The 16,507-nt window shown below is 37.3% G+C and carries 11 protein-coding genes and 1 pseudogene; 10 read left to right on the forward strand and 2 right to left on the reverse strand.

Features of this window, described 5'->3' with window-relative positions:
- The 10 genes from ACLTU0_RS06320 to ACLTU0_RS06365 form a co-directional block, all read left to right on the forward strand.
- Positions 1-614, forward strand: a 614-nt coding sequence (locus tag ACLTU0_RS06320) for a prenyltransferase/squalene oxidase repeat-containing protein (protein WP_412321681.1), incomplete at its 5' end; no start/stop codon positions are given.
- A 20-nt stretch (positions 615-634) separates the two neighbouring features.
- Complete coding sequence (locus ACLTU0_RS06325) at positions 635-1,522, forward strand: DUF4430 domain-containing protein (protein WP_412321682.1); 888 nt, start codon at positions 635-637, stop codon at positions 1,520-1,522.
- Between the two features lie 15 nt (positions 1,523-1,537).
- On the forward strand, positions 1,538-2,422 hold the full coding sequence (locus ACLTU0_RS06330; protein WP_412321683.1) for an energy-coupling factor transporter transmembrane component T: 885 nt from the start codon (positions 1,538-1,540) through the stop codon (positions 2,420-2,422).
- A complete protein-coding gene (locus ACLTU0_RS06335; RefSeq protein WP_412321684.1) occupies positions 2,395-4,173 on the forward strand; it encodes an ABC transporter ATP-binding protein in 1,779 nt (592 codons plus the stop codon). The genes ACLTU0_RS06330 and ACLTU0_RS06335 overlap by 28 nt, the downstream gene beginning before the upstream one ends.
- On the forward strand, positions 4,094-4,705 hold the full coding sequence (locus ACLTU0_RS06340; RefSeq protein WP_412321685.1) for a hypothetical protein: 612 nt from the start codon (positions 4,094-4,096) through the stop codon (positions 4,703-4,705). The genes ACLTU0_RS06335 and ACLTU0_RS06340 overlap by 80 nt, the downstream gene beginning before the upstream one ends.
- Before the next feature lie 73 nt (positions 4,706-4,778).
- Positions 4,779-4,967 (forward strand): hypothetical protein, encoded by a 189-nt coding sequence (locus ACLTU0_RS06345; RefSeq protein WP_412321686.1) that lies wholly within the window; start codon positions 4,779-4,781, stop codon positions 4,965-4,967.
- 30 nt (positions 4,968-4,997) lie between these two features.
- Positions 4,998-6,251, forward strand: a complete 1,254-nt coding sequence (locus tag ACLTU0_RS06350; protein ID WP_412321687.1) for a hypothetical protein — start codon at positions 4,998-5,000, stop codon at positions 6,249-6,251.
- Between the two features lie 20 nt (positions 6,252-6,271).
- A complete protein-coding gene (locus ACLTU0_RS06355; protein ID WP_412321688.1) occupies positions 6,272-12,811 on the forward strand; it encodes an S-layer homology domain-containing protein in 6,540 nt (2,179 codons plus the stop codon).
- Between the two features lie 98 nt (positions 12,812-12,909).
- Entirely contained in the window at positions 12,910-13,815 is a 906-nt protein-coding gene (locus ACLTU0_RS06360; protein WP_412321689.1) for a LysR family transcriptional regulator, read from the forward strand.
- Between the two features lie 90 nt (positions 13,816-13,905).
- On the forward strand, positions 13,906-15,021 hold the full coding sequence (locus ACLTU0_RS06365; protein WP_412321690.1) for a 5-methyltetrahydropteroyltriglutamate--homocysteine S-methyltransferase: 1,116 nt from the start codon (positions 13,906-13,908) through the stop codon (positions 15,019-15,021).
- Positions 15,022-15,239: 218 nt separating this feature from the next.
- Here ACLTU0_RS06365 and ACLTU0_RS06370 read toward each other — a convergent pair whose 3' ends face one another.
- Together ACLTU0_RS06370 and ACLTU0_RS06375 are read right to left on the reverse strand one after the other, a co-directional pair.
- Positions 15,240-15,671 carry a hypothetical protein gene (locus ACLTU0_RS06370; protein ID WP_412321691.1) on the reverse strand — a complete coding sequence of 144 codons (432 nt, stop codon included), beginning with the start codon at positions 15,669-15,671 and terminating at the stop codon, positions 15,240-15,242.
- A gap of 20 nt (positions 15,672-15,691) precedes the next feature.
- Positions 15,692-16,507, reverse strand: a pseudogene (locus tag ACLTU0_RS06375) (DNA methylase); the annotation flags it as partial.

The following is a 16,507-nucleotide window of genomic DNA, read 5'->3' on the forward strand; positions in this document are numbered from 1 at the left end:
ACTGCGGACAGTATGATATGCCGTACAATGCCGATGCACAAATTCATGCAACAAGAGAAATGTATGTTGAAAAGATTATAAACAGTCAGCTTGATGACGGTGGATGGTCACTTTTGGGCAGTGGAGAGAGTGATGTAGATGTTACGGCAATGGCTCTGCAAGCACTTTCAAATTATACGGATAATTCCGAAGTGTCAAATTGTGTGAACAAGGCAATTCCTTTTTTATCGGCAAGTCAAAATGAAAACGGAGGATATTCAAGTTGGGGTACGGAAAATTCCGAAAGTTGCGCACAAGTCATTGTTGCACTTTGTGAACTCGGAATATCGCCTTTTGATGAACGCTTTGAAAAGAATGGCAAGAATTTAGCGGATAATTTAATGTCGTACTATACAATAGGCGACGGTTTTAAACATACATACGACGGTGACGGTTCAAATCAAATGGCAACAGAACAATGTTTTTACAGCTTGGTGTCGCTAAAACGATTTATGAACGGCGATAATTCGCTTTATGATATGAGCGATGTCAGAAATATATCACAAAATGAAATTAATGTGATAAAAAACAGTTTACAGTTTGTAATGATGAATTTGATTTTGCTTAGAAAGTAATAATTTTCAGGAGATATTGAATGAAAAAATATAAAAGACACATAATTATAGGAAGTATAATTATTGCTGTATTGGTATTTGCGTTTTGGTGGGGCGGAGATGCACCGTCACTGCGCGGTTGGAATGTTGAGCCGACGCCGAAAGTAACGGAAAGGGTTATAATTGATGAGGTATATGACAATGATGAAAGTCCTACACCGACTGTAGAGCCAACAATTTCACCCACATCATCTCCGACAGCCGAAAACACAGAAAAAATTCAAAACAAGCCTACAGCCGACAAACCAATGACGGCAGAGGAAAAAATAGAATTAGCCGAAGAGATTGCAGGGGAACCATACGAAGAAATATATACTCCTGATTTGGAATATTCCGAAAACAACGGAATGAATATTGACGAAACAACAGGGACAGACGAATATAAAACAGAACCTGTACCTGAGGGAAAACCTGTACCTGTCGAACCGCAAGATGCAGTAATAGAGAGCAAAGAACTGACGTGCACGTTGGCGGTACGATGTGATACGATACTCGACAATATGTCGTGGCTTGATAAAGAAAAGTGGGAATTAGTGCCGTCGGACGGAGTTATATTTAAAGAACAGACAGTTGAATTTTATGACGGCGAAAGTGTATTTGACCTATTGCAACGCGAAATGAAAAACAGCAAAATACATATGGAATTTGAAAATACTCCTATGTATAACAGTGCATATATCGAGGGAATAGGCAATTTGTATGAGTTTGACTGCGGTGAATTATCGGGGTGGATGTATAAAGTAAATGACTGGTTCCCAAATTACGGCTGTTCGCGTTACCAGCTGAAACAAGGCGATAAAGTCGAATGGGTATATACTTGCAACTTAGGAATAGATGTCGGCGGATATTCCGCAACAGGCGGAGAATAGGAGATAAGACAGATAATGAATGAATTTGCAAAATATCATCCGTTGATTAATTTTATATATTTTACAGCCGTAATTGTGTTTTCAATGATATTCGTACATCCTATATGCCTTGTGACATCGCTTTTGTGCAGTGTGATGTATTCGATAATTTTAAACGGTAAAAAAGCGTTGAAATTTATTGAGATGTTATTACCGCTTATGTTGATTTCAGCACTGATAAATCCTGCGTTCAATCACGAGGGTGTAACTGTAATTGCATATTTACCGAGCGGAAATCCGTTGACGTTGGAATCCATACTATACGGAATTGTCGCGGCAAGTATGGTTGCAACGGTCATTTGTTGGTTTTCTTGTTTTAATAAAATTATGACAAGTGATAAGTTTATTTATCTTTTTGGACGAATAATTCCGTCACTTTCGCTGATATTGTCTATGACATTCAGATTTGTTCCGAAATTTAAAGAACAGGTACAAGAAGTTTCAAATGCACAGAAAAGTATGGGGAGAGATACGTCAGAGGGGTCTGTATTTGTAAGAGTTAAAAACAGCATAAGAATTTTGTCGGCGGTTATAACATGGAGCTTGGAAAATGCAATAGATACTTCCGACAGTATGAAAAGTCGCGGTTACGGTTTGACAGGCAGAACGGCTTACTCAAATTATGTATTTGACAAAAGAGATGTAACTGCTTTAATTTATTTGGCGGTTACGATTACATATTTTTTGATAGGTGCTTTGCTTGGGAAAATTAATTACAGATATTTTCCGTCTATGCGTGGTACGGATATGTCGTTTTACAGCACAAGCATTTTTATATCGTATATTATGATTTGTATAATGCCGATAATTATTGAGATATGGGAGGAATTAAAGTGGAGAAAATTAAAATCAAAAATTTAATATTTTCATATCCCAATAGCGAAAAAACGGCATTGAACGATATAAATTTAACGATAAATCAAGGTGAATTTGTGACGATTTGCGGTAAATCCGGATGTGGAAAATCGACACTTCTACGACATTTAAAACCGATTTTAACACCGCACGGTAAAACAAGTGGGGAAATATACTTTGACGGAAAGAGTATATATGATTTGTCGGACAGGGAGCAAGCCGAAAATATCGGATTTGTAATGCAAAATCCTGATAATCAAATTGTTACGGATAAGGTTTGGCACGAACTTGTATTCGGATTGGAAAGTTTGGGTATTAATTCAGCTGAAATTCGATCGAAAGCTGCGGAGATGGCGTCATTTTTCGGAATACAAAATTGGTTTTACGAAAATGTAGCCAATCTGTCGGGAGGACAAAAACAAATTCTCAATTTAGCGTCGGTTATGATAATGAATCCGACATTGTTGTTGCTTGACGAACCGTCAAGTCAATTAGACCCAATATCGGCACATGACTTTTTTACAATGCTTGAGAGGATTAATACAGAACTTGGCGTGACGATAATATTGAGTGAACACAATTTGAGCGAAGTATTTCCTTTATCCGATAAGGTTGTGGTTATGGAAGACGGCAAGATTACAGCTGAAAACACACCGTATAAAATAGGTGAGGAATTAAAGCAAAACAGTATGTTTGCAGCATTACCCACACCGACAAAAATATATTATTCCTTGGGAAATAATTCGGGTAATTGCCCTATAACAATTTGTGACGGTCATAAATGGTTGGAAAAACAACAGATTAACGAGCATTTTGAATTCAAGTCGGAAAAAAACAGAATTAATACCGAACCGATTTTAGAATTAAAAGATGTATGGTTTAGATATGAGAAAAATTCGGATGATATTTTAAAAGGCTTGTCATTTAAAGTTCACGAAAATGAATTTTATGCGATAGTAGGCGGTAACGGTGTCGGAAAGAGTACTGCGTTGTCTGTTATTTCAAAGATTAATAAGCCGTATAGAGGTAAGGTGTTTATAAACGATGATACCAAAGTGGCGGTGATGCCGCAAAATCCACAGAGCTTATTTTTGAAAAAGAGTGTACTTGAGGAATTGTATGACGCGGTATTTGATGTGGAAAAAGAAAAAAGGGAAAATGAGATTGAGTATGTAATAAAACTTTGTGAATTTGATAATTTACTTGAAAATCACCCTTACGATTTGTCAGGTGGTGAACAGCAGAGAGTGGCACTTGCAAAAATGCTTTTGAGAAAACCTGATTTGTTGGTGCTTGATGAACCGACAAAGGGACTTGACGCTTGCTTTAAACGAAAACTTGCAATGATACTCAAAAGTTTGCAAAAGAACGGTATGACTGTGTTAATGGTAACACATGACATAGAATTTTGTGCTGAATATGCCGATATATGTGCGATGTTTTTTGACGGTAAGATTGTCAGTGAAGCTCCTCCGAGGAAGTTCTTTGCGGAAAATAATTTCTATACCACTTCGGCAAAACGCATGGCTGACGGTCTAATCGAAAATGCTGTATTAGACAAAGACGTAATAAGAGCTTTGGACGGTGAAGCAGAAGATTTAACTGAAACGAATGAACTGAATTATATACTGCCAAAGAAAACGGTTATAAAGCAGGGCAAAAAGAGTATAAAAAACAATGTACAATGTTGTATTAGGGATAGTATTTGTAATTTTATTTGTGATGACACAATGCCTGTTTTGCGGACGTTACGATAATTGGAAGAACTATGTTGCACAAACGATAAGTATATTATTTATTGCCGCAGCAATGTTTAATTTAATACCGCGAAAAAAACTCGGAAAAGAATTAATACAGAACAAAAAGAGCAAAAGAAAAATATCAAAAAGAACAAAAATAGCAACATTGTTAATATTATTTCTTATTCCGCTTACAATTTTTATCGGGATATATTATCTCGGCGATAAAAAATATTATTTTATAAGCTTGCTTATTATATTGGAAACGATGATTCCTTTGGGATTTGCGTTTGAAAACCGCAAACCTAAAGCAAGGGAATTGGTTATAATAAGTGCATTGTGTGCAATAGGCGTAGCGGGACGTACTGCGTTTTTTATGCTGCCGCAGTTCAAGCCTGTTGCGGCAATAGTGATAATTTCGGGTGTGGCATTCGGCGGTGAAACAGGATTTCTTGTCGGAGCAATTACGGCATTTGTATCAATTTCTTTTCGGGCAGGACCGTGGACACATGGCAAATGTTTTCATTCGAATTATGGTTTCTTAGAATAATGTTTAAAAGGCTGCAAGACAAAAACAGAATGTGCTTGGTTTTGTAGCGACATTTGTTATATACGGAGGAATAATGAATCCTGCGTCTGTTATAATGTGGCAGTCGAATATAAATATAAATATGGTGCTGTCATCATACGTAATGGGAATGCCGTTTGATTTTATTCACGCAGTATCAACAGTGTTTTTTCTCTTTTTGGCCGCAGAGCCTATGCTCGAAAAGCTTGAGAGAATTAAAATAAAATACGGACTTATAGAATAAGTCAAAAATAAAACATGAGGTGAAAGACTAATGAAGAAAAAATTTTTAAGTTTAATTGTAGCAGTGGCGATGTTATTCAGTGTTGTAACGTTTGTTGTACAGGCTGATACAGACGGAGAGGGAGATTATTTCTATTTTGATATTGAACACTTTGCTGAAGACACTACAAAAGAGATATATATGACCCCGATTAAGATTTATACAAACGGATTTTATGATTACAGCGGAGAATTTAAAACTTTTGAAAGTGGATTTAAGAGTGCAGCAGACGCAATAGGATATGTACTTGATTATTATATGAATAACGGTGAGTGTATGAGTGATTGGACTCCTACAACTACACTATTGGAGTATACAAACAGCAGTGGATTTTTCAGTGATTTTAAAATAGATAATTCCGTCAAAGAAGTTTCGTTTGATTATCCGTCAGCATTATATAATGATGCTATGGGTAACGGATTGAGTTCATACACCTATGAGTCGGCTAGCCTCGTAAGAGGAGATGTTTTAAGATTAGTTTTTAATGAAGGCGGATGGAATTCAGATCTAACATCACCGGCTGAGGACGTGCTTGTAGGTGCGGTAGCAGATTATTATGAAACATTGGCAACTGATCCAAAGACCGCTAAAAAAGCAGAATCGGCATATCAAGCGGCTTTAGAGAATTTCTTTGATGAAAATATACAAACAGAACTTGAAGATAATCTGATTAACGCATTGGTACCGAGCGAAGAACCGAAAACAACACCAACAGCAACACCAACAGCGACACCGACAGCGACACCGACGGCGACACCGACGGCAACACCAACAGCGACACCGACGACAACACCAACAGCAACACCAACAGCAACACCAACAGCGACACCGACGGCAACACCAACAGCAACACCAACAGCGACACCAACAGCAACACCAACAGCAACACCAACAGTGACACCAACAGTAACTTCAACACCTTTACCTGTACAATCTGCAACAGAACAAAACACATTAGAAGTTGAAAACGGAAAACTAACAGGTACATTAACGGTAAAACTTAACAGTAATCTTACAGAAGAAAAGAAAGTAAGTGTTATGGCTGCCGTATATGATTCAAACGGCAAATTGATAGGAATACAACCTAAAGAAATTTCTTTAAAGCCCGGTAATGAAAATCAAGTTGAATTTAAAGAAATATCTGCCGATTCAGCTGATGAATATACAATCAAGATTTTAACATGGAACGGAAATATATCATCATTGGCACCTATTTCAAATACTCTTGATTTAAGTATAAAATAGTATAAAGATTGGAGAAAAAAATGAGCGTAAAAAATAAATTTACAAGTATATTGTTGTCTTTATGTATGCTTGCGAGTTTTGTACCTGTAAATTTCACTGCATTTGCAATTGATGAACCGAAACTTATAAACGGTGCTTATCAGATTGAAAGTGCGGAAGAGTTGGTTTGGTTTGCCGAAAAAGTAAACGGTGGTGACAGAACAGCAAATGCAGTATTAAACAGTGATATTGACTTGGAAAACAAAAATTGGACACCAATCGGTAACGGATATAATTATATCAATAATAACGGTTACGGTATAGATGACGACACCGCATATAACGGTATATTTGACGGAAAAGGTCACAGCATTTCCAGACTTTTCATAGAAACCAAAAAGTACAATAAGCAAGGCGACAATCATTACGAAACTTATTGTCAAGGTCTTTTTGGAATTATAGGAAAAGAAGGAACTGTCAGAAATGTTACGGTAAACGGACAAATAAACGCACAGGCTGAGGGTAATGAATACATTAATGCGGCAAAATATATCGGCGGAATCGCCGGTATAAATGCCGGATTGATTATAAATTGTACAAACAACGCCGATATAACAGGTCTTGCTTATGTGGGCGGTATAACAGGTCAGCTTGGAGCTCAATTTAAGGGAAGTAACAGAGTAAGCGGAAATCTTATAAATGTTACAAATAACGGAACGGTTACAGCTACTTCCAAGAGCTTTGCAGAGGCAGGCGGAATTGTCGGTCAGCTTGCATACGGCGACATTACATATGCCGCAAACCACGGAAATGTATCTGCACCTTTTAAAGATGACGATATGTACAGTTATTTAAGAGGAGTTGCGGTAGGTGGAATTGTTGGCAAGGATATAAGTGTAAGCGAATGCGGAAAGATTGACAGAGCATATAATGACGGTCAAATAGGTACTGAAGACGGTAATTATTTCGGCGGTATTATCGGTTGCAACTATGCGTGTGACATAACTAACGTATATAATACCGGTAAGGTAATCGGTTACAATTACAGTGGCGGATTAGTAGGCTACAAGCTTGGCGGTACGATAGAAAATGCGTACAACAGCGGTGAGGTGAATACTCATACGGAATATCAACTAATCGGTTCAATGAAAAATACGACAGTAAATAACTTGTATAACATAGGTGACAGCACTAAACTTGTGGCACTTGAAAACGGGGGTGATATAAGTACGGTATATGCCGTTGACACTGTTTCAGCAAGTGATTTGTCAGACGCATTTACAGACAGTGATAATCTTCCTGTTATTGATTGGAGCAATGCGCCGACAGGGGAAGACGAAACATTTGATATTGAAAGTATTAATATCGAAAACGGTAAGATAACTGTATTGTTAAACAAAAAACTTGTAGGAACAAATCCTACGTTAAATGATTTTGAAATAAAATCATTTGTTGATGATAAAGAAGTCGAACTTAAAAATGTTCAGTTATCTCAATACATATCAGACGAAAAAACAGCCATAGACATCACATTTGACAAAGTAAATGCCGAAAAGACGCTTAAAATTTCGGTAAACGGAATTGAAAAGCAGATTATAACGGATACGTCAAATTACTGGATAGATTATCGCGCAGAAGAATTTGACAGCGGTAACGGTGATAAAGATAATCCGTATGTTATTGCAAATGCAGGAGAACTCGCTTTGCTTTCGTATGAAGTAGAAAAGGGCAATGATATGTCAGACAAGTATTTTGTCTTGAAAAATGATATAGACCTATCAGGCAAGGAATGGACGCCGATAGGTGTATCCGATAAATACATATCAAATAAATATCAAGGCAATGCTTTTAACGGTAATTTTAACGGTCAAGATTGCAGTATAAGGGAAATAAATATATCTTCGGGCAGCTATCTTTCGGCACTTTTCGGAGTTACGGAAGAAAATGCGGTAATAAAAAATCTTTATGTATACGGAAATATAGAAAACACGAATGATACATATGGAATTGCGGCAGGTATATGTGCCGTGAACTATGGTTTAGTATCTCATTGTATCAACTATGCCGAAATAAAAGGCGAAAACAGAGTCGGCGGTATAGTAGGTTATAACGGTGCGGTTAACAAAACGGTTACAAGCTGTGTTATAGCTCAGTGTGAGAATAAGGGAACTATTACAGGTAAGGACGAAGTTGGCGGTATTGCCGCTTACAGTTCGGGAACTGTAAAAGAATGTACTAATAAAGCCACTGTAACTGCAACCGGCGGATATGCCGGCGGTATTGTCGGTTACAATTATGAGGGCAGTATACTTCTTGACAGTTGTTATAACAGCGGTGAAGTAAGTGCGTCAGCATATTCGGGTGGTATTTCGGGTAAATCATACAACTGTGATATTTCAAATTCATATAACAGCGGTAAAATTTCATCGCAAAACAATACCAACGGCGGAATACTTGGATATACAGTAAGCGGATATTCAGTTAAAAACTGCTATTTTCTTAAAGATACCGCATCTATGCCGTATGCGGAAAATTCGGGTACAGGACTTGAAGTGAAAACGGAAAATCAGCTTGCAGATATGACTGAAACTTTAGGTAGTGCGTTTGTGAAATCGGATAAATTCCCTGTTTTGGCATGGGAGGTAAACGGTTCCGATGATATAGACACATCAACAAAACCTACACCGTCAGTAACACCTGCTTCAACACCTAAAATTGAAGAGAAAATACCGTCATATTCATCACAAGGAAAATGGTCAGACAGTGTGGCTGAAACATTTGACATCGGAAACGGAAGTAAAGAAAATCCGTATGTTATAAAAACAGCGTCCGAACTTGCATTACTTGCGAAAAATGTAAATAAAGGTGAATCATATAAAGACGCATACTTTAAATTAAATAATAATATTGATTTAACAGAAAAGTATTGGATTTCAATAGGCAATGCGGAAGATAAAGCATTTTCGGGTCATTTTAACGGTAATGGATATGAAGTAAAACTAAATACCGAAAATCAAAAAGTAAGCGGATTATTCGGATATACCGCAAATGCAGAAATTACATTGCTTGGAGTAGACGGACTTGTAAGCGGTGAAGATATTGGAGGCGGTATTGTCGGTATAGCAAGGGACACTAAAATAGAAAATTGCTATTCAAATACTGCTGTTTTGGCAGATGAATATGTCGGCGGACTGGTAGGACAGCTTTTAAGCGGCAGTAAAGTGACAAATTGTTACGCAACGGGGACAGTAAAAGCAAAAAAAGCAGGTACATTATTCGGAGCATTTACAAACGGTGTATCGGCAGAAAATTTATATTACAGAATTATCGGCGATAAAATGCCGTATGGCGAAAATGCATCAACAAACACGAATATTGCCACAGGCAGAACAGACGAATATATGCAAAGCGACGCATTAGTGTATGATTTGTGGTGTGTTAAAGAACAAGAAGTTGACGGCAAAACAGTAGAAGTAGCACCGATATTTTATGTTGGAAGTAAATATCCGGTACTTAATAACGAATACAAGGAAAGCAAAATTATTTCGATAAATCTTGTATCATCGGGCGAAAGTCTTGAAACAGATACTTCTCATACATTTACAGCAAAGATATACGGTAAGAATTTAAACAAAAATATAACTGCAAAATGGAGCAGTGACAACAGTGCCGTTACAGTTGCACAAAGTGGCGATATTACAATTACAAATGGCGTAGGGACACTAAATGCAAGTATTATTATAGATTCCGCTAAGCTTGGCAATGCAAAGGATATAACTGTTAAATGTGAAATTGGCGGAATATCAAGTGCTGCTTCCGTAAAAGTTTCAGAACCTAAATGGAGCGGTAAAGGTACGGAAGAAGAACCGTATATTATAAAATCATTGGAAGATATGAACATTCTTTCGGAAAGCGTTGCAGACGGAAATTCATATAAAGGTGTATACTTTAAACTTTCAAGCGATATTGATTTAAGCGATAGCAAAGAATTTAGTTCAATCGGTTATTGGGATGGATTAAAGTCAAACGATAACGGAGAATGGTGGGAGTCCGAGAAGAATCGTGCGTTTGAAGGTGTGTTTGACGGAAACGGTTTTTCTGTAAAGAACGCGATTCTGTATGCCGAAAACAATTATTTCGGATTGTTCTCATACATAGGAAAGAATGGTGTTGTTAAAAATCTTAATATAGATTCTACTAATAGATTGACCGCTCATAATAACGTAAGAAAAATTGCCGCTTTAGCCGGAATAAATCTTGGTACAATAGAAAATTGTACTAACAGTGCTGATTTCGGATTTACCGCCTCAAACGTAACATATCTTGCAGGAATAGTCGGCGAAAATTACGGAATTGTAACAGGTTGTGTGAATAACAGCAATATGTCATCTGCCGGTAACAGTAAGTCGGGAATAGTCGGCGAAAATTACGGTACTATAAGAAAATCTGAAAATAACGGTGACTTATCGAACAGCGGTAATGTCGGCGGTATTACGATAGAAAACAGAAACGGCAAAGGTCAGGCGCTATTGTTTATTGACGATTACGCAGACTTATCCGTAAACGGAGAAATTTCCGAATGTGTCAATAACGGTGCAATAAGCGGTAAATATGACGTCGGAGGAATTGTAGCTGAAAATTATAGCTGCGGTAAAATAGAAAATTGTGTTAATACGGCAGAAGTGTCGGGAAGTATGACGGGCGGTATCGCAGGTCGTGCGTCAGGGTGTTATAAAAAAAGCGGTATCAAAAATTGTCAAAACAGCGGTAATATCACAGCACAAGGTTCATACGGCGGTGGTATAGTCGGTGAACTTATAAACGGCTTGGTATATTTCTGCGAAAATACAGGTGATGTAAACGGTGAAAACTATGCCGGCGGTATTGTCGGACGTAATTACAGTTCGACAGTTTTAGGGGAATCGGCTGTTGATTTCTCAAATAACTACGGAACTGTAACAGCTAAAACGTCAGCAGGCATCTGCGGCTATTATCAGGACGAAAGCGGTAAGTGTTATACAAGATATAATTATAATAGCGGAAAGAGCGAATACGGTGTTTTTGGTGATGTTAATTCAAATTATGATATAAACAGCGTTGTTTGCGAAAATTATTGGTTGAGTGACGATAAAAATAATGCAAACGACAGCTGTAAAGGTGATATTGACGGTATCAATGCAATCACAAAAGCAGAATTAGACAAATATTCTGCCGAAACAGTTAATTTGCAAGTAGATAACAGCGATATAATTGTAAACGGTACTGCAAATGTTTCGTCAAATTCAGAAGTAAAGAGCAGTGACGAAAACATTGTTTCAATAGAAAACGGCGTTGCAGTCGGACATGGAATAGGTCAGGCATATTTGTATGCAAAATCAAGTCCTTATACATATGTGGCTGTATTGATGAATGTAGAAGAAAATCCTGATAATGTTGAAAAGATAAATGTAAGTTTCAGACTTATCGGTGAAGAAAATCTCGGAAGTGACTTTGTCTTGACAAAAGATACGAAGAATACATATCAAACATGGATTCCTGAAAAAGAGTATGAAGTAAAATTAGGAAGTACAGTGGGAGATGTATTCAAACAAGCACTTGACGATAACGGCTTAAAATATCGTGGTTGGGAAAACGGATATATCAGTACAATTCAATCACCGGAAGGATATTGGCTCGGTGAATTTACAAACGGTAAATATTCCGGTTGGATGTATACTGTAAACGGCAGTCACCCTTCATTGGGATTGAATGAGTATAAATTGATTGGTGATGAAGAAATCGTATGGCATTACGTTGACGATTACCGTCAAGAAGTTGCCGATTGGAGTGAATCGGATAAAACAGGTGACGGTTCACTTTATAATAGGTGGTTAGATGCAAAAGATACAGATTCAACACCTAAACCGACTCCGACAGTCACTCCGACTGCCACAAAACAGCCTCAAAGCGGTGGTTCCGGTTCGGGTGGCAGTACATCAACAGCAAAATCGACAACAGCACCTACTGTTATACCTACGACTGCACCTGAAAAGGATACTACTCAAACAGTGTGGTTTACTGATGTAACGGAAAATATGTGGTTCTATCAAGCTGTCAAATATGCGTATGACAAAGGTTTTATGACAGGTGTAAGCGACAGTGAATTTGCTCCTGACATTACATTAACCCGTGCAATGTTCGTTTCGGCATTGTATCGTATAGAAAATGAACCGACAGCAGACGGTGAATTGAATTTCAGTGATGTAGCTGATGATTCTTGGTATGCTAAAGCTGTTTTATGGGCTTATAATAATGATATTGTAAGCGGTAAAACAGAAACGGAATTTGATCCTAACAGTGATATAACTCGTGAACAAATGGCAGTTATATTATATCGCTATGCAAAAACTAAGGGATATAATTCAGACAGTGATGAAATTACATATTCTGATGTAAAAGATATTGCTGAGTATGCGATTGATTCTGTTAAATGGGCATATTGTGCAGGAATAATGACAGGTGACGAAAACGGAAACTTTAATCCTAAAGCCGGTACAACAAGAGCACAAGCCGCATCGGTATTTATGAGATTATATAAATAATGGTTTTAATAAGAGTTTATCTTTATGATAGACTCTTATTGTATTTTTACGTGAATATGATATAATAAGCATATTCAGTATAGAATGAGGGATATACAATGACACTGCAACAATTAAAATACATAGTAACGGTAGCAGAGTGCGGTAATATAACGGAGGCGGCTGAAAAGTTATTTATAGCACAGCCGAGCCTTACCTCTGCAATTCACAATATTGAAGAAGAAATGGGAATAACGGCATTCATTCGTTCCAATAAGGGCGTAGAGCTTACAAGGGACGGAGAAACATTGCTTTCATATGCACGTCAGATTTTGGAGCAGACGGACGTTATGACGGAGCATTTTAAAGGTGAGAGAAATCAGAAACCGAGATTTTCTGTTTCATGTCAGCACTATTCATTTGCGGTTAATGCGTTTGTGGACGTTATAAGGGAATATGATGCGGACGCATACAGCTTTATTTTGCGTGAAACACAGACGTATGAAATTATAGATGATGTGGCAGTCGGACGAAGTGAAATAGGAATATTGTATTTGAGTGAGCATAATGAGGCAGTTTTGAGCAAACTTATTAATAAAAATGACTTGAATTTTGAAGAATTATATATTGCAAAACCGCACGTTTTCATATCAAACAATCACCTTCTTGCAAACAAAGAGGAAATAACAATTCAAGACTTAATGCCGTATCCGTATTTGGTGTTTGAACAAGGGAAACACAATTCATTTTACTTTTCGGAGGAATTTTTGAGTTCGCTTGAATTCCCTAAAAATATTATGGTGCGTGACAGAGCAACATTATTTAATCTGCTTATCGGTCTTAACGGTTTTACGGTTTGTTCGGGTATTATAGATACGGAATTAAACGGTGAAAACATTATTTCAAAACCGTTAGATTCAGATTGCAGTATGCGTATCGGAATTTTAACACGCAAAAATTCTGTTCTTAGCCGATACGGAGTTTCATATTTGAATGTATTGAAAAATCATTTATCCATAGATTAAAACTATGGATAAATGATGATAATATATATTTTTCTATTTCCGTATTTTCTGTTATACTTAATGTAAATTAAAACACAGGAGGTAACAGAAATGAGCAAACAAATACCATTCAGATATGACTTTGTAGGCAGCTTTTTAAGACCTGCAAATTTAAAAGCGGCAAGAGAGGGGTTTGAAAACGGAAAAATTTCGGCTTACGAATTAAAAGCAGTTGAAGATAAGGAAATCGAAAGACTTATCAATAAACAAAAAGAATTAGGCTATCACGTCATTACGGATGGAGAATTCAGACGTGCGACATGGCACTTGGATTTTATGTGGGGATTTGACGGTGTGGCACATGAAAAAACGAAAACAGGTTTACCGTTTCACGGCGAAGACGCAATGATTGATGATACATACCTTTGCGGAAAAGTAGGACTTTCAAAAGTACATCCCTTTGTGGAGCATTTTAAATTTGTAAAGCAATTTGAAGATGAAAATACTGTTGCAAAGCAGACAATTCCAGCACCGGCACAGTTTATTGAACAAATGATAATGCCGTTTGCGTTGGAAAACACGTCAAAGTATTATGACAGCACTCATAAGTTGGCAGAGGATATTGCAAACGGATATAAAAAGGTAATCGCGGATTTGTATGATGCAGGCTGTCGCAATTTACAGCTTGACGACTGCTCATGGGGAATGCTTGTAGATCCGAGAGCAGAAGAATTGTTCGGTACGGATAAAAAGGGATTGAAGGATATTCAAGAACTTTTGGTAGAGATAAATAACCTTGCAATAGAGGACAAACCAAACGATATGACAATTACTACTCACGTTTGCAGAGGAAACTTCCATTCAACATACGCAAGTGCAGGTGCATATGATTCGGTTGCAGAGGCATTGTTTGAAAAGGAAAATGTAGATGCATATTATCTTGAATTTGATGACGAACGTTCGGGAGGCTTTGAGCCTTTGGAACACGTCAACGGCGATAAGAAAGTCGTGTTGGGACTTATAACAACAAAGTCACCGAAACTTGAAAATCAAGCCGACGTAATCGCGAGAATAAAAGAGGCACAAAAATATATTTCTCTTGACAGATTGTGCCTAAGTCCACAATGCGGTTTTGCGTCATGCGAAATAGGTAATAAACTTACAGAAGAAGAACAGTGGGCAAAATTGCAGCTTGTAAAAGAAATCGCAGAAGAAGTTTGGAGATAATATTAAAGAGTAGACAAAATCATAAAGATTTTGTCTACTCTTGTTTTTTGGAGCTGGGGCGGACATATTCTTGGACTATTTTATGCTGATAATCCGAGGCTATGTCTGTACTTTAGCGTTATAGGCGTGTGCGGTGTAAGAATTATATGGATATACACGGTATTTTTAATTTTTGTATCACTGCCGATTTACTCTTCATCGCATAAATTGCAAAATCATTAATATATTTCGCTGAAAATATCGCTTTGCATTTCGCTAATTTGCTCGATTGGAATAACTGTTTTGTCGGTCAAAATAACCGTGTGATTGTATTCGTCTATTTTCTTTACAACACCGGTATGTGATATGTATGCACCGCCTGATTTTTTATCATCGGGAACGAAGTATGTTATTGTCACGGTTTGATTTGTGCCGATATTCTCTTTAATTAAATTTAACTGTTCATTGAGTTTGGCAATGACATCTTCGCTTAATATCTGCTTTTCATCAGTCAAACGGGCGGTTTCATTAATTGCCGCTTTGTGTCCCGTAAGAGCTGCAAACGGTGAAAATTGTGCCGCACGGTCATGAAGCGACATTTGTGGGTGCTTTTTTGAAACATGGTGGGGCAGATTGATTATGTCATCATATTTATGACTAATGTTTTCCATATGGTAATTCTCCTTAAAAATTATGCCTTGTGACCGCCTATTTGATTGTTGCGGTCTTTGGCGGTTGCACCTTCTTGAAGATTCATTCCTTTAAGAATGGCATTTTTGCCGAATTTCTTTTTTATATCAAGTATTGTATTTTGCATACGTTTTTCTCGCTCTGATTCTGCATTTTCTTTTTCGCGTTGTTTCTTTAAAATCTCATAATCGGTAAAAAGGTCAAGCTGTTCATATTTGTTTGCGTTTTTTACACTGTGTTCATCGACAAGCTTGTTAGCCACAATATTAATTCTTCTGATAAGCAATTTCTTGTTTACAATTTTATCGTACAATTCCATAACTGCATTTGTGATAAGTGTAGTGGACGATGTTTGCTTTGGAAGATTTGTTGTTCCGTGAGCAGGCTTCGGAACTTTTTTACCGTAATAGTTCGTTGTAACTGTACCTTTATAATTCCGACTTCTGTTTTTATCTGTAATATTTTCAATATCATAGCCGATTGTAAGCACGATTTGATTTGTCACAAGTCCTTTATTCACCAAATCAAGCACCATAAGGTCGGTCATTTCTTTTACAACTAATCTTGCCTTGTCAAACTCATACGGACAATGTAATACTTGTCCCGAGGATATACTGTTTGTTTCGGGTTGGTATGCTTTGACATCTTCCATTGTGCAAGGCTCATACCCCCAAGCATGGTCAATGAGAAGTTCGGCATTTATACCGAAAAGTTTGTATAACAGTTCTTCGTTATAGTAATCAGTCGGTTTACCGATAGAACATCTTGCAATGTCACCCATAGTGTAAAGTCCGATTTTTTCTAATTTCTTTGAATA

This window comes from Hominilimicola sp., from assembly GCF_046972485.1.
Taxonomy (GTDB): domain Bacteria; phylum Bacillota; class Clostridia; order UBA1381; family UBA1381; genus Hominilimicola; species Hominilimicola fabiformis.